Source organism: Caulobacter sp. B11, assembly GCF_002737765.1.
In the GTDB taxonomy this organism is placed as follows: Bacteria; Pseudomonadota; Alphaproteobacteria; order Caulobacterales; family Caulobacteraceae; genus Caulobacter.
This window is the reverse complement of the sequence record NZ_PEGG01000033.1, coordinates 1-19,574: the sequence shown is the minus strand read 5'-3', so window position 1 is coordinate 19,574 and position 19,574 is coordinate 1. Positions and strand designations below refer to the sequence as shown.

The window sequence follows — 19,574 nt, the reverse complement described above, 5'->3', positions numbered from 1 at the left end:
CGGGCTAGAGCCCATCGTCTGTGTCGGCGAAACCCTGGCCCAACGGAACGCCGGGCAGGCCGAGACGATCGTGACCGACCAGGTTCGCGGATCGCTCCCGTCCGCGTTGGCCGGCCAGGACTTCGCGGTGGCCTATGAACCGGTGTGGGCCATCGGTACGGGCCGCACGCCGACCCTTGGCGATATCGCGGCGATGCACGCGGCGATTCGGGCGACTCTGGTGGAGCAGTTTGGGCAGCACGGCGAAACGGTCCCGATCCTTTACGGCGGATCGGTGAAGCCCGAAAACGCCGGCGAGATCCTGCGCACCGCCGAGGTCGGGGGCGCCCTGGTCGGCGGGGCCTCCTTGAAGGCGGTCGATTTCCTGGCGATCATCAACGCAGCCTGAGGCGTTCTACACCGCGAAGGTGAAAAGCCGGCAGTCGCGACGTTCGCCGTCGCGGCCGACGTGGCCGTTCAGATAGCCGCCCGGCTTGAAGCCCAGCTTCTGCAACAGATGTTCCGCCCGCCCGTCGCCCACGTGGGTGCGGGCGGTCAGACGCTTGAGGCCGAGAGGCGAAGCGCAATGGGCCAGCACGGCGGCCAGGGCCTCGGTCGCATAGCCCAGGCCCCAGGCGTCACGGTCGATGATCACCCCGATTTCGGCCTGGTGGCGACGTCGATCGATCTCGACCAGTTCGCAATAGCCCAGAAAGGCGCCGTCCGCCCGCAGCCGGGTTGACCAGTAGAGCGCTGACCCGGCCTCCATTTCCGCGATCTCGGCGGCGATGGCGGCGTCGACGGCGTCGGGATCGTCGATCGCCGGGCGATCCCAATGGGCCATCACCTCCGCGTCGCTCATGAAGCGATAGAGAAACGGCGAGTCGGCGATCGCCAAAGGCGTCAGATTGAGGCGTTCGGTCTCGAGGATCATGCGCTCTGACGGTCTTGCGATGGCGAGGTTCGTTCCCAGCTATGGCGTGCGGCCGCTCGGAGTGATAGAGGGGCCGCTTCGTTTTTCGCGGCGGGACTGCTCGCCGCCCTGATCGAGATCAGATTAGACATGCTTATCGGCGTCCTGCTGGCCATCAACATCATCGTCTGCCTCGGGCTGATCGGGATCGTGCTCCTGCAGCGCTCCGAGGGTGGGGCCCTGGGCATGGGCGGCGGTGGCGGCGGTGGCGGCTTCATGACCGCCCGCGGCGCCGGGGACCTGCTGACGCGCACGACCTGGATCCTGTTCTCGATCTTCCTGACCATCAGCCTGGTGCTGACGATCCTGACGGGCCGCATGGGTGGCGAGAAGTCGGTCGTTGACCGCCTGAAGCTGAAGGATCTGGACACCAAGACCCTGAACGCGCCTGCCGTTGCGCCCGCGCCTGCGGGCCAGGCTCCCGACAGCGCCGCGCCGGGTCAGATCCAGGCCCCGACTCCGAGCCTCGGCGCGCCGCTGCCGACCGCTCCGACCACCCAGGCGCCCGCTCAGACGCCCGCCCAATAAGGGCCTGAGCCAAAACCTGTTGATGAATGTCGGTCTTTTCGCCGACGCTGACGAATCACGGCTAATCTGAGCGCCCATGACCCGGTACATCTTCATCACCGGGGGCGTGGTTTCCTCCCTGGGAAAAGGCCTCGCCTCCGCAGCGCTCGGAGCGCTCCTCCAGGCTCGTGGCTACAAGGTTCGCCTTCGTAAGCTCGACCCTTATCTCAACGTCGATCCTGGCACGATGAGCCCGTATCAGCACGGCGAGGTCTTCGTGACCGACGACGGCGCAGAGACGGACCTCGACCTTGGCCACTACGAGCGCTTCACCGGCGTGTCGGCGACCAAGGCCGACAACATCACCACCGGCCAGATCTACAAGACGATCATCGAGAAGGAGCGGCGCGGCGACTATCTGGGCGCGACCGTCCAGGTGATTCCGCACGTCACCAACGAGATCAAGGACTTCGTCCTGTCTCCGGCGATGGACGAGACCGGTGAGAAGCCCGTCGACTTCGTGCTGGTCGAGATCGGCGGCACGGTCGGCGACATCGAGGGGCTGCCGTTCTTCGAGGCCATCCGCCAGCTGCGCCAGGACCTGCCGCGCGGCCAGAGCTGCTATGTGCACCTCACCCTGTTGCCGTTCATCAAGACGGCCGGCGAGATGAAGACCAAGCCGACCCAGCACTCGGTCAAGGAACTGCGGTCGATCGGCATCCAGCCCGACATCCTGCTGTGCCGCTGCGAGCAGGAGATCCCTGTCGAGGAAAAGCGCAAAATCGCGCAGTTCTGCAATGTGCGGCCCAGCGCCGTGATCCAGGCGATGGACTCATCGTCGATCTACGCCGTGCCGATCGATTACCACCAGGAAGGGCTCGACGCCGAGGTCCTGGACGTGTTCGGCATGCAGGACGCTCCAAAGCCCGACCTGTCGCGTTGGGAAGCGATCGAAGAGACCGTCAACCACCCCGATGGCGAAGTGACCATCGCCGTGGTCGGCAAATATACTGTCCTGAAGGACGCCTATAAGTCGCTGATCGAGGCGCTGCATCACGGCGGCCTGGCCAACAAGGTGAAGGTCAATCTCGACTGGGTCGAGAGCGAGACCTTCGAGGGCGATCCCGGCGCGGCCGCGGCCCGCCTCGAAAACGCGAACGCCATCATGGTGCCCGGCGGCTTCGGTGAGCGGGGCGCGGAGGGCAAGATCCGCGCCGCCCAGTTCGCCCGCGAGCGCAAGGTGCCCTATTTCGGCATCTGTTTCGGCATGCAGATGGCGGTCATCGAAACCCTGCGCAACGTGGCCGGCATCACCGACGCCTCGTCCAGCGAGTTTGGCCCCACGGACCGCCCTGTGGTCGGCCTGATGACCGAGTGGATCAAGGGCAATGAGCGGGTCGAGCGCCGCAAGGGCGAGGACCTCGGCGGCACCATGCGCCTGGGAGCCTTCGACGCGGTTCTGACGCCCGGATCGAAGGTGGCCGGCATCTATGGCGATACGGCCATCAGCGAGCGCCACAGGCACCGCTATGAGGTCAATATCGGCTACAGCCACCGGATGGAGGAATCAGGCCTCAAGCTGACCGGGCGCTCGCCCGACGGCGTGCTGCCCGAAATCGTCGAACGCGAGGACCATCCCTGGTTCATCGGCGTGCAGTTCCACCCCGAGCTGAAGAGCCGTCCCTTCGCCCCACACCCCCTGTTCGCCAGCTTCATCGCGGCGGCGAAAGAGCAGGGCAGACTGGTCTGAATTGGCGCTGTTGCATGTCTGAAGAGATTCAGGCATAAGCGCGCCCTCACACGGCGGCCTGGGTCTTCCCGAGTCGCCGTCTCTAATTTTCACGCTCAGCGCGCAGAGTCACTTCGATGGCCGTTCCCAAAAGAAAAACTTCGCCTTCTCGCCGGAACATGCGCCGGTCGCACCACGCCCTGGGCGCAAACTCGTTCATCGAGGACAAGGACTCGGGCGAACTGCGTCGTCCGCACCATGTCGACCTGAAGACCGGCCTGTATAACGGCCGCCAGATCCTGAGCCCCAAGGAAGACTAAGGTCTTCCCGTCTCCGCCGCGGCGGAGGGCGCCAGTCTGAACAAGGGCGGCGGTCGCAAGACCGCCGCCCTTTTCCTTGTCTTCAGTCCTGGACGATCGCGACCCAAACGACAGGGTCCGGACATTTCGACCGCAGGGTCGAAAACGTGTTAGGGGTAGTGCAGGGAGGCATAGCCGATGCTCACACGCCGAAACATGGCGGGAGGCTTGGGACTGTCCTGGATGGCCGGAAAGGCCTTCAGTCAGACCACGACCGCTCACGCGCCCCCCCTCAACGCCTCAGACCCCAACCTCGCGCTTCAGGACGAGCCCATCCTGCTCGACGCGGGACTGGATGACGCCGATCGCATGACCGTCGAGGTCTCGATCAACGGGCAGGGTCCGTTCGACTTCGTGGTCGATACGGGCGCGGATCGCAGCGTAATTTCCGTCGAGCTGGCCAATCGCCTGCTCCTCCCGCGGGGGCCAGACGTCATTGTCCACGGCGTTGGCGGCTTCAGACCGGCGCCAACGGCGGCGGTGGACCGAGTCGTGGCTGGTGAGACGGTGTTGAAGGACGGCGTCCTGCCGCTGCTGCCCTTCGAAAGCCTGCGGGCGGACGGCTTGCTGGGCGTCGACATTCTGCAGGGCCAGAACGTCGTGATGGATTTCAAGCGCAAGCGCCTGGAGATCAAGCGCAGCGAGGGGGATTTCGGCAGTCGGGGAATTGATTACCGCAACCCTCACGACATCGCCGTGTCGGCCGATTCCCGCTTTGGCAGGCTGACCATTGTTGACGCCCGGATCGCCGGCGTGCGGTGCCAGGCTTTCATCGATTCCGGCGCGAGCGGCAGCATCGGCAACGGCGCCCTTGCGCGGGCTGTGAACCTGCGGCTCAGCAAGAGCACGCCGTCCATGCCCGTGCGATTGATGGGCGCGGCCGGCGACCTGACGCCCGGCGAATTCCGGATCGTCCGCAAGGTCCAGATGGGCGCCGTGAGGATCGACAACCTGCCCCTGATCTTCGCCGACCTGCATATCTTCAATTTCTGGAACCTCAACGACAAGCCGGCGGTGCTGATCGGCGCCGATGTCCTGAAGCTGTTCGCCAAGGTCGAGCTGGATTTCGGCGGCAAGAATGTCCGGTTCCGAGTCGGTCAAGGTCTCGACGCCCCGGTGTTGAGCGCCTGACCTATTGACCGCGTCCCGGGCCTGGATCTGGGCGCGGCGGGCCTCGACCGATTGGGGCGTGACCGTGATGTTGTGGGCGCTCGAGCGCTCGTGCTCCAGCGCCAGGCCTTTGCGCAGGGTGCGGCCGTAGCCCTCGTCGATCAGCGCCTTGTAGAAGGCCAGGGTTTCGACGGGAATCGAGGCCATGTCCGCCGCCAGGCGCAGCGCCGTCGGCAACAGATCCGCGGCGGGAACGACCCGGTTGACCAGGCCCCAGTCGGCCGCCGTCGCTGCGTCGAGGATTGCCGGTCAGGGACAGTTCCTTGGCCCGATAGGGGCCACAACCCGTGACAGCTTCTGCGACAGGCCCCAGCCCGGCATGATCCCCACCCGGGCGTGGGTGTCGGCGAAGCGGGCGTTCTCCGACGCGATCAGCACGTCGCAGGCCAGGGCCAGCTCGAAGCCGCCGGTGATGGCGACCCCATTGATAGCGCCGATCACCGGCTTGCGGCACAGCTCGACGGCCCGAACGGGATTGGCCTCTCCGCCCTGGGCGTTGGCGGCGCTCATCGCCTTGGGGTCGCTGCCCAGTTCCTTCAGGTCCAGGCCGGCGGTGAAGGCGCGCTCGCCCGCGCCGGTCAGGATCACCACGCTGACCTCGTCATCGGCGTCCAGCTCGACCATCGCGGCATAGAGGGCCGCGCGGAGGGCCTTGGAGAGCGCGTTCATCGCCTCGGGACGGTTGAGGGTGACGAGGGCGATCGGGCCGGTACGTTCGACGATGAGCATGGCGTCCTCCAGTTTCTGACGCAGGATCAGTTGTCCTCCCGAAGGGAAGTCAAGTTGCGCGACGCCGCCGTGGCGGCTAAGGCTCCCGCGCCATTTCGTCCACAGGAGCCCCCATGACCGAGATCGTCGACATCATCGCCCGCGAAATCCTCGACAGCCGCGGCAATCCGACGGTCGAGGTCGACGTCGTTCTGGAGGATGGCGCCTTCGGCCGCGCCGCCGTGCCCTCGGGCGCCTCGACCGGCGCCCACGAGGCGATGGAAAAGCGCGACGGCGACAAGGGTCGCTATCTGGGCAAGGGCGTTCGCCAGGCGGTGGACTCGGTCAATGGCGAGATCTTCGACGCCCTGTCGGGTGTCGACGCCGAGGACCAGCGCCGCATCGATACCCTGATGATCGACCTGGACGGTACGCCCAACAAGGCTCGTCTGGGCGCCAACGCCATTCTCGGCGTCTCCCTGGCCACGGCCAAGGCCGCCGCGGAATCGGCCGGCCTGCCGCTCTACAAGTACGTCGGCGGGGTCAATTCCCGCGTCCTGCCGGTGCCGATGATGAACATCATCAATGGCGGCGCCCATGCCGACAATCCGATCGACATCCAGGAGTTCATGATCCTGCCGACCGGCGCGCCGACCTTCTCCGAAGGGCTGCGGATGGGCGCCGAGATCTTCCATGGCCTGAAGAAGGCTCTGAAGGACGCCGGCCACAACACCAATGTCGGCGACGAGGGCGGCTTTGCGCCGAATCTCGGCTCGGCCGAGGACGCCCTGGCCTTCATCATCAAGGCCGGCGAGGCCGCCGGCTATCGCGCGGGCGAGGATTTCGTCCTGGGTCTCGACGTCGCCGCCACCGAGTTCTTCAAGAACGGCAAGTACGAGCTGGAAGGCGAGGGCAAGAGCCTGGATCCGTCGCAGATGGTCGACTATCTGGCCGGCTTGGCCGGCAAGTTCCCCATCCTGTCGATCGAGGACGGCATGTCCGAGGACGATTTCGAGGGCTGGAAGCTGCTGACCGATAGGCTTGGCAAGACGGTTCAGCTGGTCGGCGACGACCTGTTCGTGACCAATCCCAAGCGCCTGCAGATGGGCCTGGACAAGGGGCTCGCCAATTCGATCCTCGTGAAGGTCAACCAGATCGGCACGCTGTCGGAAACCATCGACGCCGTCGATATGGCCCACCGCGCGGGCTATACCAGCGTCATGAGCCACCGCTCGGGCGAGACCGAGGATTCGACCATCGCCGACCTGGCCGTCGCGCTGAACTGCGGTCAGATCAAGACCGGGTCCCTGGCCCGTTCGGACCGGCTGGCCAAGTACAACCAATTGCTGCGCATAGAGCAGATGCTCGACGAACAGGCCGTCTATGGCGGGCGTTCGGTGCTCAAGGGCCGCTGATTCCGCTGAAGAACGGCCGTCCTATGACGCGCCGGACCTGATCAGGGGGCGACGTTCCGGGCTCGGAGCGTCGCCCCTTCGCGTTTTTGGTCCCGGCCGGACCACATTTTTTCTAAAAGCGTCAGGAAGACCAGATGGTTGCGCCTGAAACCACGCTTCGCGGTCGCGAGACAGGCGCCGCGACGCACTAACTAGATGCCGGTGAAACCGTCTCGTGCGAAAGCACCGATCACGTCCTCGTCGGGGAGGGCGGGGCTTTTGACTAAGTCGCCGATTTAGAACGCGTTAAGCACGATGTCGCATACTCCTTGAGCCCTCCTGGGAATCATCGATGTTCGCCCGACTGCAACCCTTCCTGCCGACCGCGGCGCTGCTTTTGCTGATCACCTACTTCGTTTTCCATGCGTTGACGGGGGAGCGCGGCCTGCTGTCGACGTCGCAGCGCAATGCAGATCTTGCGGCCAAGACCATGGAATTGAAGAAGATCCGCGCGGAGAGGATGGACCTGGAGGCCCGTGCTCGTCTATTACGCAGCGGCAGTTTGTCGGCGGACCTCCTGGAAGAACGCGCGCGTTCGCTCCTGGGCTATGCCGATCCGAAGGACTACGTGATCCGCACCGAACGCTAGGTCGGCACGAAGTTTCAACGGTAAGACTGGCGTGGTCGAGGCGCGGTTATCCCGTGGATTGATCTGGACGTGCACATAAGCGTTCCTTAGCGGAGCCAACCGGCCTCAGGGTCGATTGCTCTGGAATGGAGTCCGCGAACATGATGGGCCAGGGAGAGTTTAATGGCGCGAACGCGCAAGGGTGAAGCCTCCTCGGGGAAGGCGTCAGACACCGGTGTCAACGACGTCGTTGGCAAGGAAGAGCTTCTCAAATTCTATCAGGACATGCTGCTGATCCGCCGCTTCGAGGAGCGCGCCGGGCAGTTGTACGGCATGGGTCTGATCGGCGGGTTCTGCCACCTCTATATCGGCCAGGAAGCCATCGCGGTCGGCATGCAGTCGATCCAGCACAAGGGCGACCAGATCATCACCGGCTATCGTGACCACGGCCACATGCTGGCGGCGGGCATGGATCCCAAGGAAGTCATGGCCGAGCTCACGGGCCGGGCCGGCGGCTCCTCCAAGGGCAAGGGCGGTTCGATGCACATGTTCGACATCGCCACCGGCTTCTATGGCGGCCACGGCATCGTGGGCGCCCAGGTGGCGCTCGGCACCGGGCTGGCGCTCGCCAACCACTACAAGGGCAATGGCAACGTCTCCTACGCCTATTTCGGCGACGGCGCGGCCAATCAGGGCCAGGTCTATGAGAGCTTCAACATGGCCCAGCTGTGGAAGCTGCCGGTCGTGTACGTGATCGAGAACAACCAGTACGCCATGGGCACCAGCGTCGAGCGCTCGGCCTCGGAAACCGCTTTCCACAAGCGCGGAACGTCGTTCCGGATCCCGGGCGAGGAAGTCGACGGCATGGATGTGGTGGCGGTGCGTGAAGCCGGCGCCCGCGCCAGTGAGCACGCCCGCACGGGCCAGGGCCCCTACATTCTCGAAATGAAGACCTATCGCTATCGCGGTCACTCGATGTCCGACCCGGCCAAGTACCGGACCAAGGACGAGGTCGACGAGGTCAAGAAGACCCGCGATCCGATCGACCATCTGAAGGAGCGTCTGGCCGAGGCCGGCGTCACCGAGGACGACCTCAAGGGCATTGACGCCGAGGTCAAGCGCATCGTCTCCGAGGCCGCCGAGTTCGCCCGCACCAGCCCCGAGCCGGACCCGTCCGAACTCTATACCGACGTCTATCTGGAGGCCGCCCAGTGAGCCTGGACATCCTCATGCCCGCCTCTCGCCGACCATGGAAGAGGGCACCCTGGCCAAATGGCTGGTCAAGGAAGGCGACACCGTCAAGGCCGGCGACGTGATCGCCGAGATCGAGACCGACAAGGCGACCATGGAGGTCGAGGCCGTCGACGAAGGCGTGATCGAGGCGATCCTGATCGCCGCCGGTTCCGAGAGCGTCAAGGTCAACACCCCGATCGCCCGCCTGGCGGGTGAGGCCGGCGCCGCGGCGTCAGCGCCCGCGCCCGTCGCGCAAGCGGCGGCCGCGGGCGCGCCGGTTGTTGCGACAGCCGAGCCGATCGCCGCCGCCTCGAGCTTCGCTGACCCGGAGATCCCGGCCGGCACGCCGATGAAGAAGATCACCGTGCGCGACGCCCTGCGCGACGCCATGGCCGAAGAGATGCGTCGCGACGACCGCGTGTTCCTGATGGGCGAGGAAGTCGCCCAGTACCAGGGCGCCTACAAGGTCAGCCGCGACCTGCTGCAGGAGTTCGGCGCCAGGCGCGTCATCGACACCCCGATCACCGAGCACGGCTTCGCCGGCATGGGCGTCGGGGCGGCGATGGCCGGTCTGAAGCCGATCGTCGAGTTCATGACCTGGAACTTCGCCATGCAGGCGATCGACCACATCATCAACTCGGCCGCCAAGACGCTCTACATGTCCGGCGGCCAGATCAAGTCGTCGATCGTGTTCCGCGGTCCCAACGGCGCGGCCAGCCGCGTCGGGGCCCAGCACAGCCAGGACTACGCGGCCTGGTACGGCAATGTTCCCGGCCTGAAGGTCATTGCGCCCTATGACGCGGCCGACGCCAAGGGTTTGCTGAAGGCCGCGATCCGCGACCCGAACCCGATCGTCTTCCTCGAGCACGAGATGATGTACGGCATCGAGTTCGATATCCCGGACGTCGAGGACTACGTCGTGCCGATCGGCAAGGCCAAGGTCCGCCGCGAAGGCACGGACGTCACCCTGGTGGCCTACAGCCGCATGGTCGGCTTCTGCCTCAAGGCCGCCGAGGAACTGGCCAAGGACGGCATCTCCGCCGAGGTCGTCGATCTGCGGACCATTCGCCCGATGGACCACGCCACGATCCTGGAAAGCGTCAAGAAGACCAATCGTCTCGTGACGGCCGAGGAAGGCTGGGGCCCGATGGGCGTCGGCGCCGAGATCGTCGCCCGTATCACCGAGCACGGCTTCGACTATCTGGACGCCCCGCCGCTTCGGGTTCACCAGGAAGACGTGCCGCTGCCCTATGCGGCCAATCTGGAAGCCCTCTCGCTGCCGTCGGTCGACAAGATCGTCACGGCGGCCAAGAAGGTCTGCTACCGCTGATGACGGCGCGGCTCATGTCTGGCGGGACGGCGTTGATCGCTGCATACCTGTCGGCCGTGAGCCGTTCCGACTTCGGCCAAGACCAAAACCTCGCCCCGGCGCGAGATCGAGCGGACGACGGCCCGGCCGACTACGTCCCGAACGCTTGAGGAAGACACTCAATGTCGATCGACATCCTGATGCCCGCCCTGTCGCCCACCATGGAGGAGGGGACCCTCGCCAAGTGGCACGTGAAGGTGGGCGACACCGTCAAGGCCGGCGACGTGATCGCCGAGATCGAGACTGACAAGGCGACGATGGAAGTCGAGGCCGTCGACGAAGGCGTGGTCGAGGCCATCCTGGTCGAGGCCGGCACTGAGAACGTCAAGGTCAACGCCCTGATCGCCAAGCTGGCGGGCGAGGGCGACAGCCCGGCGCCGCCGCCGGCGAAGGCCCCCGCCGCCCAAGCTGCGCCGACGCCCGCCGCGCCGGTCCAGGCCGCGCCCGCCATTGCGGCGCCAGTCGCCTTGGCCGCCTCTGCTGGCGACAGGGTTTTCGCCTCGCCCCTGGCGCGCCGTCTGGCCCAGGCCGCCGGCCTGGACCTGAAGTCGGTCAAGGGCACTGGCCCCACGGCCGGGTGGTCAAGGCCGACATCGAGGCCGCAGGCAAGGGCGACGCCGCGCCGGCCAAGGCCGCCGCCGTCGCCTCAGCGTCGGTCGCCACGGCTCCGCGCCAGGTCTTGTCGCTCGAGCAGATGGGCATCCCCGCCGGCTCCTACGATCTGATTCCGCTGGATGGCATGCGCAAGACCATCGCCCGCCGCCTGACCGACAGCTTCCGCGACGTGCCGCATTTCCCCCTGACCATCGATCTCGAGATCGACGGCCTGCTGGCGGCGCGCGGCAAGATCAACAGCCTGCTGGAAAGCCAGGGCGTGAAGGTGTCGGTCAATGACATCATCATCAAGGCCGTGGCCGTGGCCCTCAAGCGCGTGCCGGAGGCCAACGCCTCCTACACGCCCGAAGGCATCGCCATGCACAAGCATGCCGACATCGCCGTGGCCGTGGCCATTGACGGCGGCCTGATCACCCCGATCGTTCGCGCCGCCGAGACCAAGGGCCTGGCCCAGATCTCGGCCGAGGTGAAGGACCTGGCCGCCCGCGCCAAGGCCAAGAAGCTCAAGCCCGAGGAATTCCAGGGCGGCACCTTCTCGGTCTCCAACCTCGGCATGTTCGGCATCAAGGCCTTCGCCTCGATCATCAACGAGCCGCAGGGCGCGATCATGAGCGTCGGCGCGGGCGAGCAGCGGGCCGTGGTCAAGAACGGCCAGCTGGCCGTGGCCACCGTCATGACCGTGACCCTGACCTGCGATCACCGCGTGGTCGACGGCGCGATCGGCGCGCGCTTCCTGGCGGCCTTCAAGCCCTTGATCGAAGAACCCCTGACCTTGCTCGTCTGATCGACGGCATCGAACGCCTCCTGTTTTCCCGGCCTGTCCGGTCAGGACGAGGCTTTCGACCGCCGCTTCAGTCACCTTCGTCCTGAGCCTGTTCCGGGGCGAGGGCCGCCTCCGGAGACCTTGCCATGTCGATCTATGACTATGCCGCCAAGACGCTGACCGGCCAGGATGTCAGCCTGGCGGACTATCGCGGTCAGGTGATCCTGATCGTCAACACCGCCAGCAAGTGCGGCTTCACTCCGCAGTTCGAGGGGCTTGAGGCGCTGTATCGCGCCTACAAGGACAAGGGCCTGGTGATCCTGGGCTTCCCTTGCAACCAGTTCGGGGCCCAGGAACCGGGCGACGCCGAGGAGATCGCCAGCTTCTGCTCGCTGACCTACGACGTGACCTTTCCGATGCTGGCCAAGATCGAGGTCAACGGCCCCTCGGCCCATCCGCTCTATGCCTTCCTGAAAAAGCAGCAGAAGGGCGTCCTGGGCACCGAGGGGATCAAGTGGAACTTCACCAAGTTCCTGGTCGACCGTGACGGCGCGGTCGTCGAGCGCTTCCCGCCCACCACCAAGCCCGAAGACCTGAAGGTCGCGGTCGAGTCGCTGCTCTAATCCCCGTCCGGCGTGCTTGCCGGCCGATCGACGTCGCCGGCCTCCCCGCGGGCGAACAAGCCAGGGTTCGAAACCATGTCCACCGAATTTGATCTTGTCGTGATCGGCTCCGGCCCCGGCGGCTATGTGGCCGCGATCCGGGCCAGCCAACTCGGGCTGAAGACGGCCATCGTCGAGCGCGAGGCCCTGGGCGGCATCTGCCTCAACTGGGGCTGTATTCCCACCAAGGCGCTGTTGAAGTCGGGCGAGTTGTTCGAGCAGTTGTCGCATCTGGGCAGCTACGGCCTGTCGGTCGACAAGCCGGCCTTCGACTTCGGCAAGATCATCGATCGTTCGCGCGGCGTGGCCAAGACCATGTCGGGCGGAATCGCCTTCCTGATGAAGAAGCACAAGATCGAGGTGATCGAGGGCGACGCCAAGCTCGAGAAGGGCGCCCCGCCCCGAAGGTCGTCATCGCCCTCAAGGCCGGCGGCAGCCGCACGGTGCAAGCGACTTCGGTGATCCTGGCCACGGGAGCCCGGGCCCGCAATATCCCGGCCATCGGCGCGGTCTCGGACGGCGACAAGATCTGGACCTATCGCGACGCCCTGGCGCCCAAGGCCATGCCCAAGTCCCTGGTGGTGATCGGCTCGGGCGCCATCGGCATCGAGTTCGCCAGCTTCTATCGCGCCCTCGGGGCCGAGGTGACCGTGGTCGAGGCCGTCGACCGCATCATGCCGGTCGAAGATGCTGAAGTATCCAAGGCCGCCCAGAAGGCGTTCGAGAAGCGCGGCATCACCTTCCGCATCGGGGCCAAGGTGACCCGCATCGACAAGACCAGGGACGGCGTCTCGGTCGCGGTCGAGGTTGGCGGCAAGGCCGAGGCCCTGACGGCCGAGAAGTGCATCGTGGCGGTGGGCATCGTGCCCAATACCGACGGTATGGGCGTCGAGGCCCTGGGCCTGGTGCTCGATCGTGGCCACGTCAAGAACACCAAGTACGGCGAAACCAACGTCCCTGGCCTCTACGCCATCGGCGACGTGGCCGGCGCGCCCTGGCTGGCCCACAAGGCCAGTCACGAGGGCATCCACTGCGTCGAGCACATCGCCGGTTTCAAGACCGCCAATGTCCATTCGCCGATTCCGGGTTGCACCTACGCCAATCCGCAGGTCGCCTCGGTGGGCTACACCGAAGCCGGCGCCAAGGAGGCCGGGTTCGAGGTCAAGGCCGGGCGCTTCCCGTTCAAGGTCAATGGCAAGGCCGTGGCCGCCGGCGAGACCGAGGGCTTCGTCAAGACGGTGTTCGACGCCAAGACCGGCGCCCTGATCGGCGCCCACATGATCGGCCACGAGGTCACCGAGATGATCCAGGGGTTCGTCACCGCCATTACCCTGGAAGCCACCGAGGAAGACCTGTTCAACACGGTCTACGCCCATCCGACCATGTCCGAGGCCATGCATGAGGCCGCGCTGGACGCCTTTGGTCGGGTCCTGCACATCTAGGGTTGGGCGATCCAGAACGGAAAAGGGCGGCGCTTTCACAAGCGCCGCCCATTCTTTTGCTCGCTGACGAAGGAGCGACCTAGGGCCGTTTGCGCAGTTGGGCGTCCAGGCTCCATTCGCCCGGTCCGGTGAACACCAGGTACAGGAACACAAAACAGAACAGGATCGCCGCTTCGCCGCCGTTCAGGGCGGGCCAGAAGCCTCCTGAGGCGTGAGCGGCGAAATAGGCCACAGCCATCATACCCGACAGGATGAACGCCACGGGCCGGGTGAACAGCCCCACGACAAGCAGTCCGCCGCCGACAATTTCGAGCCATGCGGCGGCCACCAGAATCGGCGGCAGGGGATCGGGCGCGTTCGGCTGGGCGGCCGGAAACTGAAAGGCCTTCATCAGGCCATGCTCCATGAACAGCAGGGCGGCGATGATCCGCAGCAGGCTAAGCACCCGCGGCGCCCACATCAGCAATCGCTCCAGGGATCCCTCCTGTTGGCCGTCTCTAGGCGGCCCTCGCGTCCTGGTCAGCCATCCGCTGGATAGCGACATAGTCTGTCTTGCCGCTGCCGAGCACTGGCACTTCCAGCACCTTGAGGATCTTGCGGGGGACAGACAGCTCCGGCGCGCCGACGCTCTGGGCGTGAGCCACCAGCGAGGTGACGGCGGCGTCCTGGCGGTCGGTGACCAGCACCAGCTTTTCGCCCTTTTTCTTGTCGGGCATGGCGATGACCGCGTGACGGCCGTCGGGCCAGACCGCCGAGGCGAGGTCCTCGGCCGCGGTCAGCGACACCATCTCGCCGCCGATCTTGGCAAAGCGCTTCACCCGGCCCTTGATGGTGATCCACAGGTCGTCGGTCATCGAGACGACGTCGCCGGTATCGTGCCAGCCGCCCTCAGGCGCGTCGACGCCGCCGTCCTCGCGCAGATAGCCGGCCATGATGTTGGGACCACGCACCAGCAGGCGGCCGCCCTCGGGGATGCCCTCGACCGGCTCGATCCGCCACTCCTGGCCGGGCAGCAGGCCGCCGACCGTGCCGCGACGGTTGTCGGTGGGCTTGTTGACCGCGATCACCGGCGAAGCCTCGGTGGCGCCATAGCCCTCGAGGACCGGCACGGGACCGAAGCGTTCCTGGATAAGGTTGTGGGTCTCTTCCCTAACCTTTTCAGCACCACAGACCACAAACTTCAGGCCCGAAAGCTCGTCGCTGTCGGACGCGCGCGCATAGTGGTTGAGGAAGGTGTCGGTGGCGAACAGCACCGAGGCGCCGACGTCCTTGACCAGGGCGGGGATCTGCTTGGTGTGCAGGGGCGAGGGATACTGGAAGGCCTTCATGCCCTCCAGCAGCGGCAGGATCACGCCGCCCGTCAGGCCGAAACAGTGGAACACCGGGAGGGGATTGAACATCACCCAGGCCGGATCCAGGTCGATATGGGCGGCGATCTGCTTGGCGTTCGACACCAGGTTGGCCTGGGTCAGCACCACCCCGCGCGGCGCGCCGAAGCTGCCGGAGGTGAACAGCACCACAGCCTTGTCCGAAGGCTTGGCCGGGGCGCGAAACTGACGGGGAAACAGTCCGGCGGCGGCGGCGAACAGCTTGTCGGCCAGGCCGATCGTCTCGCGCACATCCTCCAGATAGGTCACCGTGGTCTGGGTTTCGAGCGCGTCGACGATGTCGTGCAGATTGCCGAGTTCAATGAACTTGTGGGCGGTCAGCACCCGCTCGACCTTGGCCAGCTTGCAGGCGGCTTTCATATTGCGCAGTCCCGCCGTGAAGTTCAGCATGGTCGGCACCCGGCCGAACGCATGCAGGGCGAAAAAGGTCACCACCGCGGCCGAGCCCGAGGGCAGCAGCACGCCGACATGCTCACCGGGCTTGGTCATGGCCGCGATCTTGCGGCCCAACGCAAAGCTGGCCCGGATCAGATCAGTATAGCTGAGGGGATTGCGATCCTGGTCCTCCAGGATGGGCTTCTTGGCGCCGTACTTGTCCCGGGCGTCGATCAGGGCGTCGAAGAGGGCCTTCTGGCCGTCTTCTGCTTTAAAAACTACCGGCATGCCGGCGAAACCTCCCGCGCAGGACGCTTTGGCGCGCCCTCGTTCGATTGAGGGGCGAGCCTAGCGGCGCCGGGCGGGTTTGCAAAGTCGCGTTACAGTCCGTGAACGGCGTCGACATCTTCCGAGACACCGGGCGGTCTGCGGCCGAGCCCGGGCGTGTTGGCTTCGATCCGCGCGCGGACGACTGTTTCCACGGCCGCCAACCAAGGATCGCGCCGCGCGTCGGTTTCCAGGTGGATGGCGTGGCCTGCCCCGGGGAAGCGAGTCTGGACGCAGGCGGTCAGGGCCGCGCAGACCTGCGAGGCGGCGGAGTTCCGGGTCGCCCCGTCCTTGTCCGCCGTCAGCACGGCCACCGGAGCTTTCACCGCCTTGAGGTCATGTCCGACCGCGTCGAGGGCGTCATAATAGGCCGCGTACCAGCCCAGGCTCGGCGCGCCCATTCTGAGGTCCGGATTGGCCAGCTGCCACGCCTGGCCAACGGCTCCGCGCCTCGGATCGTGGGTCAGGCCCTCGGCGTGGGCGTCGGGGCCCTGACGCCGCCAGCCGGCGCTCGCCGGGTCACGCAGGAAGCCCAGCCGCAGCCGCCGCGCCCACCGCGCCGCCGGCACGAGCTGGGCCTTGGGTCGGGGCAGGGCGGTCAGGTCGAGGCTGGGCGCCGAAAGGATCGCCGCGTCCACCCCCAGGCCTTCCTCAAGGGCCCGTAAGGCCACCAGCCCGCTGTCGCCATGGGCCAGCAGGATCAGCGGCGTGCGGCCGTTAGGGCGAATCACCGCCTTGACCATGGCCTTCACCGCCGTGACGTCGGGCGCGAAACTGACGACGTGGCCGACATCACGCTGGAACGCCAGGCGCTGCGAACCGCCCTGGCCCTGTCGGTCGAGGATCCAGGTGGTGTAGCCGCGTTGATTAAGATCCCGGGCGGTTTCGAACCACAGTTCGGCCGATTCGCCGTAACCGGGCAGGATCAGGATCTGGGCGCGCGGCGCGACCGGCGGGGCCGAGACGCCGTAGCGCTGCACGGGCGCCGCGCCCACCGCCAGATAGCCCCAGGCCCAACCCAGCGGAGCCAGGAACTCACCCGATAGAGATGGCGGCGGCCGGCTCTCGGCGAAGGGCGCGCGAACGCCGTCGTCGCCGCAGGCCACGAGGCTCAACATCAACAGGCAGGCGAGCAGACGGCGACGCATCGTCTGCACTCTTTTCGCGCCTTTGCTCCGGATGCAAGATCGCGTGCTTGATCCGGGGCCCAAGAAGTCCGATCTAGGCCATTATGGTCACCCTGATCGACACGTTGAGCGCCCGTGGTCCCGAGACCCCCCCCGGGGATCGCGCGGTTCGCCACCCTGAAAAGCAGAACCGCCCCGACACGCCGGTGCTGCGCAAGCCTGAGTGGCTGCGCGTCCGCGCGCCAGGGTCGCCAGGCTATAACGAAACCCGCAGCATCGTGCGCGACCACAAGCTGACCACGGTGTGCGAAGAGGCGGCCTGCCCCAATATCGGCGAGTGCTGGAGCCAGAAGCACGCCACCATGATGATCATGGGCGAGATCTGCACGCGGGCCTGCGCCTTCTGCAATGTCGCGACCGGCCTGCCCAACGCCCTGGACGCCGACGAGCCGCGCCGGGTGGCCGAGGCCGTCGCCAAGATGGGCCTCAAGCACGTGGTCATCACCTCGGTGGACCGCGACGACCTGGCCGACGGCGGAGCCCAGCATTTCGCCGAGGTCGTCCTGGCCATCCGCGCCGCCGCGCCTGGGACGACCATCGAGATCCTGACCCCCGACTTCCTGCGCAAGGACCGGGCCGAGAACGTGGTCATCGACGCTCGACCGGACGTCTTCAACCACAACCTCGAAACCGTGCCGCGCCTCTATCTGAAGATCCGTCCGGGCGCCCGCTACTACAACTCCCTGCGCCTGCTCGAGCGCGTCAAGGAGCGTGACCCGACCCAGTTCACCAAGTCCGGCCTGATGGTCGGTCTCGGCGAGGCCAAGGAAGAGGTCATGCAGGTGATGGACGACATGCGCAGCGCCGGGGTCGATTTCCTGACCATCGGCCAGTATCTGCAGCCGACCCGCAAGCACGCCGCCGTCGACCGGTTCGTGACCCCGGAGGAGTTCAAGGCCTATGAGGCGATCGCCCGGGCCAAGGGGTTCCTGATGGTCTCGGCCAGCCCCCTGACCCGCTCGTCGCACCATGCGGGCGAGGACTTCGCCAAGCTGCAGGCGGCCCGCCGGGCCCTTGACGCCCGGGCCTAGCCGCCTTGCACCGCCATGTCGTCACCCGGGTGCTGCCCTATGCGCCCGAACAGATGTTCAGCCTGGTCGGCGACGTCGAGGCCTATCCGCAGTTCGTGCCGTGGATCACCGCCATGCGCACCTGGAATGGCCGGGTGGACGGGACGGTCAGCACCCTCGACGCCGAGGCCCAGGTCGGGTTCTCGTTCCTGCGCGAGAAGTTCGCCACCCGGGTGCGGCGCGACAGCCAGGCCCTGACCGTTGATGTCAGTCTGCTGTACGGGCCGTTCAAACGGCTCTCCAACCGCTGGACCTTCACGGCCCATCCTGACGGGGTCTCGATCGAGTTCGTCATCGACTTCGCCTTCAAGTCGCGGATGCTCGACGGACTGCTGGCGGCCAATCTGGATCGCGCCGCGGCCAAGCTGATCGGCTGTTTCGAGGACCGCGCGCGGGTGATCTACGGCGAGCGCAAAGCGCCGGACGCCTAGGTTCGCAAGCCGACCGTCTCCTCGACCCGATCAGCGAGGTCGCCCAGATTGCCAAACAGATTCTCGATCGCGAACACCAGGCCAAACACCCGCGCGGCGTCATCGAAGGCCAGGGCCTTGGTCGCGCCGCTGTCGCGCAGGGCCTCGACGGCGGTCTGAAAGGCCTGGTGCAGTTGCGCGAAGGCGATCCGATCGGGACGCGCGCCGCCGCCCAGGCTCGCGGCGGTGTCTCGCAGAAATTCGGCGCAGGCCTTGACCATGGCGGCCGCCTGCAGGGTCAAGCCGGCCGTGGGCAGGGGTTCACGCAGGGCGCGGCCGACCATCACCGCGTCATTGCGGATCCGCCAGAGCGTGCGGGGCAGGGCATCCGGCGCGGTCACGTCACTGAGGCGGCTGGCGCTTTCACGACCGGCCTCGGTCATGGCCGACTGCAGCTTGGTCAGGGCTTTCAGCAGGTCGTCATAGGCCTGGCGCGGGTCCAGGTCGGTCGGACCGCCGCGCAGCTTCAGGGCATAGTGGTCCAGCAGTCCCGCCAACTGGCCAGCGATTTCCTGAACGCCGCTCACCACCGAGGCGTGGGCGCGGGCGGGGAAGATCAGCAGGGTCGCGGCCACCCCGACCAGACTGCCGACCGTAATCTCGGCCACGCGGAAGAAGGCGGCGGTCAGGGGCTCCAGATGGTTGGTCGTGCCGATCAACATGATCACCGCCGTGACGGGGGCCACCTTGAAGGCCGGGCGCACCGCCGCCAGGAAGGCTAGAAGGGCGGCGGTCACGGCCAGGATCAGGCCGCCCCAGTCGGGATAGAGGGTATGAACATAGGCCGCCGCCGCGCCCCCGCCGCGCCGACCACGGTTCCCAGAAACCGTTCGATCGAAGCGGCGATGGTCGCGCCGAGGCTGGCCTGGACCACGATCACCGCCGTGAACACCGCCCAATAGCCCTGGGCAGGTGAAGCAGGCTGCTCAGCAGATAGGCCGCCAGCACGGCGGCGGAGACGCGGGTGGCGTGGCGCAGTTCACTCTTGCGCGCCCCGGCGGCGGCCAGGGCCCTGCGCGACAGGTCCGCGCCGACGAAACGCCGCCAGTCGCCTGGGCCGGCCTCTGGCACCTAGGAAACCGCCTCTCGCAGCATCTCCAGCGCCGTTCGCACCGCCGCCAACTGCACGCCTTGCCGGGTTTCGCCGGCGAACAACTCGTGGCGGTGGACGACCGAACGGTTGGCGCGGGCGACCGCGAAATGCACCGTGCCGACAGGCTTCAGGG

General features: G+C 66.5%; 19 protein-coding genes and 4 pseudogenes. 14 read left to right on the top strand and 9 right to left on the bottom strand.

Going from position 1 to position 19,574, the window contains the following annotated elements; all coding sequences use genetic code 11:
- Positions 1-388: triose-phosphate isomerase (locus CSW58_RS02440; RefSeq protein ID WP_143755051.1), on the top strand; the 388-nt coding region annotated here is incomplete at its 5' end.
- 6 nt (positions 389-394) lie between these two features.
- Here CSW58_RS02440 and CSW58_RS02435 read toward each other — a convergent pair.
- On the bottom strand, positions 395-913 hold the full coding sequence (locus CSW58_RS02435) for a GNAT family N-acetyltransferase (RefSeq protein ID WP_099446164.1): 519 nt from the start codon (positions 911-913) through the stop codon (positions 395-397).
- A gap of 129 nt (positions 914-1,042) precedes the next feature.
- Here CSW58_RS02435 and secG point away from each other — a divergent pair, with 129 nt between their 5' ends.
- The 4 genes from secG to CSW58_RS02415 all read left to right on the top strand — a co-directional run bounded on the left by secG (position 1,043) and on the right by CSW58_RS02415 (position 4,678).
- Positions 1,043-1,480, top strand: coding sequence for a preprotein translocase subunit SecG (gene secG, locus CSW58_RS02430; RefSeq protein WP_099446163.1), 438 nt, complete (start codon positions 1,043-1,045; stop codon positions 1,478-1,480).
- Positions 1,481-1,556: 76 nt separating this feature from the next.
- The gene (locus CSW58_RS02425) at positions 1,557-3,209 is read left to right on the top strand and encodes a CTP synthase (protein ID WP_099446162.1); all 1,653 of its coding nucleotides are present in this window, start codon (positions 1,557-1,559) and stop codon (positions 3,207-3,209) included.
- A 116-nt stretch (positions 3,210-3,325) separates the two neighbouring features.
- Positions 3,326-3,508, top strand: a complete 183-nt coding sequence (rpmF, locus tag CSW58_RS02420) for a 50S ribosomal protein L32 (RefSeq protein WP_099446161.1) — start codon at positions 3,326-3,328, stop codon at positions 3,506-3,508.
- Between the two features lie 177 nt (positions 3,509-3,685).
- Positions 3,686-4,678 carry a retroviral-like aspartic protease family protein gene (locus CSW58_RS02415; RefSeq protein WP_099446166.1) on the top strand — a complete coding sequence of 331 codons (993 nt, stop codon included), beginning with the start codon at positions 3,686-3,688 and terminating at the stop codon, positions 4,676-4,678.
- Between the two features lie 15 nt (positions 4,679-4,693).
- Here CSW58_RS02415 and CSW58_RS02410 read toward each other — a convergent pair.
- Positions 4,694-5,446, bottom strand: a pseudogene (locus CSW58_RS02410) (enoyl-CoA hydratase); the annotation flags it as partial.
- A gap of 113 nt (positions 5,447-5,559) precedes the next feature.
- Between CSW58_RS02410 and eno the strand changes: the two are divergent.
- The 7 genes and pseudogenes from eno to lpdA all read left to right on the top strand — a co-directional run bounded on the left by eno (position 5,560) and on the right by lpdA (position 13,531).
- Positions 5,560-6,840 (top strand): phosphopyruvate hydratase, encoded by a 1,281-nt coding sequence (eno, locus tag CSW58_RS02405; RefSeq protein ID WP_099446160.1) that lies wholly within the window; start codon positions 5,560-5,562, stop codon positions 6,838-6,840.
- 331 nt (positions 6,841-7,171) lie between these two features.
- Positions 7,172-7,468: a septum formation initiator family protein gene (locus tag CSW58_RS02400; protein ID WP_099446159.1), complete on the top strand. Its 297-nt coding sequence runs from the start codon at positions 7,172-7,174 to the stop codon at positions 7,466-7,468.
- A 162-nt stretch (positions 7,469-7,630) separates the two neighbouring features.
- Positions 7,631-8,662 carry a pyruvate dehydrogenase (acetyl-transferring) E1 component subunit alpha gene (gene pdhA, locus CSW58_RS02395; RefSeq protein ID WP_099446158.1) on the top strand — a complete coding sequence of 344 codons (1,032 nt, stop codon included), beginning with the start codon at positions 7,631-7,633 and terminating at the stop codon, positions 8,660-8,662.
- Between the two features lie 14 nt (positions 8,663-8,676).
- A pseudogene (locus CSW58_RS02390) lies at positions 8,677-10,010 on the top strand (pyruvate dehydrogenase complex E1 component subunit beta).
- Positions 10,011-10,171: 161 nt separating this feature from the next.
- A pseudogene (locus CSW58_RS02385) lies at positions 10,172-11,448 on the top strand (pyruvate dehydrogenase complex dihydrolipoamide acetyltransferase).
- Between the two features lie 125 nt (positions 11,449-11,573).
- Positions 11,574-12,050 (top strand): glutathione peroxidase, encoded by a 477-nt coding sequence (locus CSW58_RS02380; protein WP_099446156.1) that lies wholly within the window; start codon positions 11,574-11,576, stop codon positions 12,048-12,050.
- 75 nt (positions 12,051-12,125) lie between these two features.
- Positions 12,126-13,531: pseudogene (lpdA, locus tag CSW58_RS02375) on the top strand (dihydrolipoyl dehydrogenase).
- 79 nt (positions 13,532-13,610) lie between these two features.
- On the opposite strand, the gene CSW58_RS02370 reads toward lpdA, so the two are convergent.
- The 3 genes from CSW58_RS02370 to CSW58_RS02360 all read right to left on the bottom strand — a co-directional run bounded on the left by CSW58_RS02370 (position 13,611) and on the right by CSW58_RS02360 (position 16,769).
- Positions 13,611-14,006, bottom strand: a complete 396-nt coding sequence (locus tag CSW58_RS02370; protein ID WP_099446165.1) for a DoxX family protein — start codon at positions 14,004-14,006, stop codon at positions 13,611-13,613.
- Between the two features lie 22 nt (positions 14,007-14,028).
- On the bottom strand, positions 14,029-15,582 hold the full coding sequence (locus CSW58_RS02365; RefSeq protein ID WP_099446155.1) for an AMP-binding protein: 1,554 nt from the start codon (positions 15,580-15,582) through the stop codon (positions 14,029-14,031).
- A gap of 92 nt (positions 15,583-15,674) precedes the next feature.
- Positions 15,675-16,769: an alpha/beta fold hydrolase gene (locus tag CSW58_RS02360; RefSeq protein ID WP_099446154.1), complete on the bottom strand. Its 1,095-nt coding sequence runs from the start codon at positions 16,767-16,769 to the stop codon at positions 15,675-15,677.
- 83 nt (positions 16,770-16,852) lie between these two features.
- Here CSW58_RS02360 and lipA point away from each other — a divergent pair, with 83 nt between their 5' ends.
- Entirely contained in the window at positions 16,853-17,839 is a 987-nt protein-coding gene (lipA, locus tag CSW58_RS02355) for a lipoyl synthase (RefSeq protein ID WP_099446153.1), read from the top strand.
- A 5-nt stretch (positions 17,840-17,844) separates the two neighbouring features.
- Entirely contained in the window at positions 17,845-18,309 is a 465-nt protein-coding gene (locus CSW58_RS02350) for a type II toxin-antitoxin system RatA family toxin (RefSeq protein ID WP_099446152.1), read from the top strand.
- On the opposite strand, the gene CSW58_RS02345 is transcribed toward CSW58_RS02350, so the two are convergent.
- The 4 genes from CSW58_RS02345 to CSW58_RS02340 form a co-directional block, all read right to left on the bottom strand.
- Positions 18,306-19,085, bottom strand: coding sequence for an FUSC family protein (locus CSW58_RS02345; RefSeq protein WP_236627603.1), 780 nt, complete (start codon positions 19,083-19,085; stop codon positions 18,306-18,308). The two genes, CSW58_RS02350 and CSW58_RS02345, sit on opposite strands and share 4 nt — an antisense overlap.
- A gap of 8 nt (positions 19,086-19,093) precedes the next feature.
- Positions 19,094-19,222 carry a hypothetical protein gene (locus CSW58_RS14685; RefSeq protein ID WP_236627604.1) on the bottom strand — a complete coding sequence of 43 codons (129 nt, stop codon included), beginning with the start codon at positions 19,220-19,222 and terminating at the stop codon, positions 19,094-19,096.
- A 2-nt stretch (positions 19,223-19,224) separates the two neighbouring features.
- The gene (locus tag CSW58_RS14680) at positions 19,225-19,419 is read right to left on the bottom strand and encodes a hypothetical protein (RefSeq protein WP_236627602.1); all 195 of its coding nucleotides are present in this window, start codon (positions 19,417-19,419) and stop codon (positions 19,225-19,227) included.
- Positions 19,420-19,574, bottom strand: a 155-nt coding sequence (locus tag CSW58_RS02340; RefSeq protein WP_143755050.1) for a CinA family protein, incomplete at its 5' end; no start/stop codon positions are given.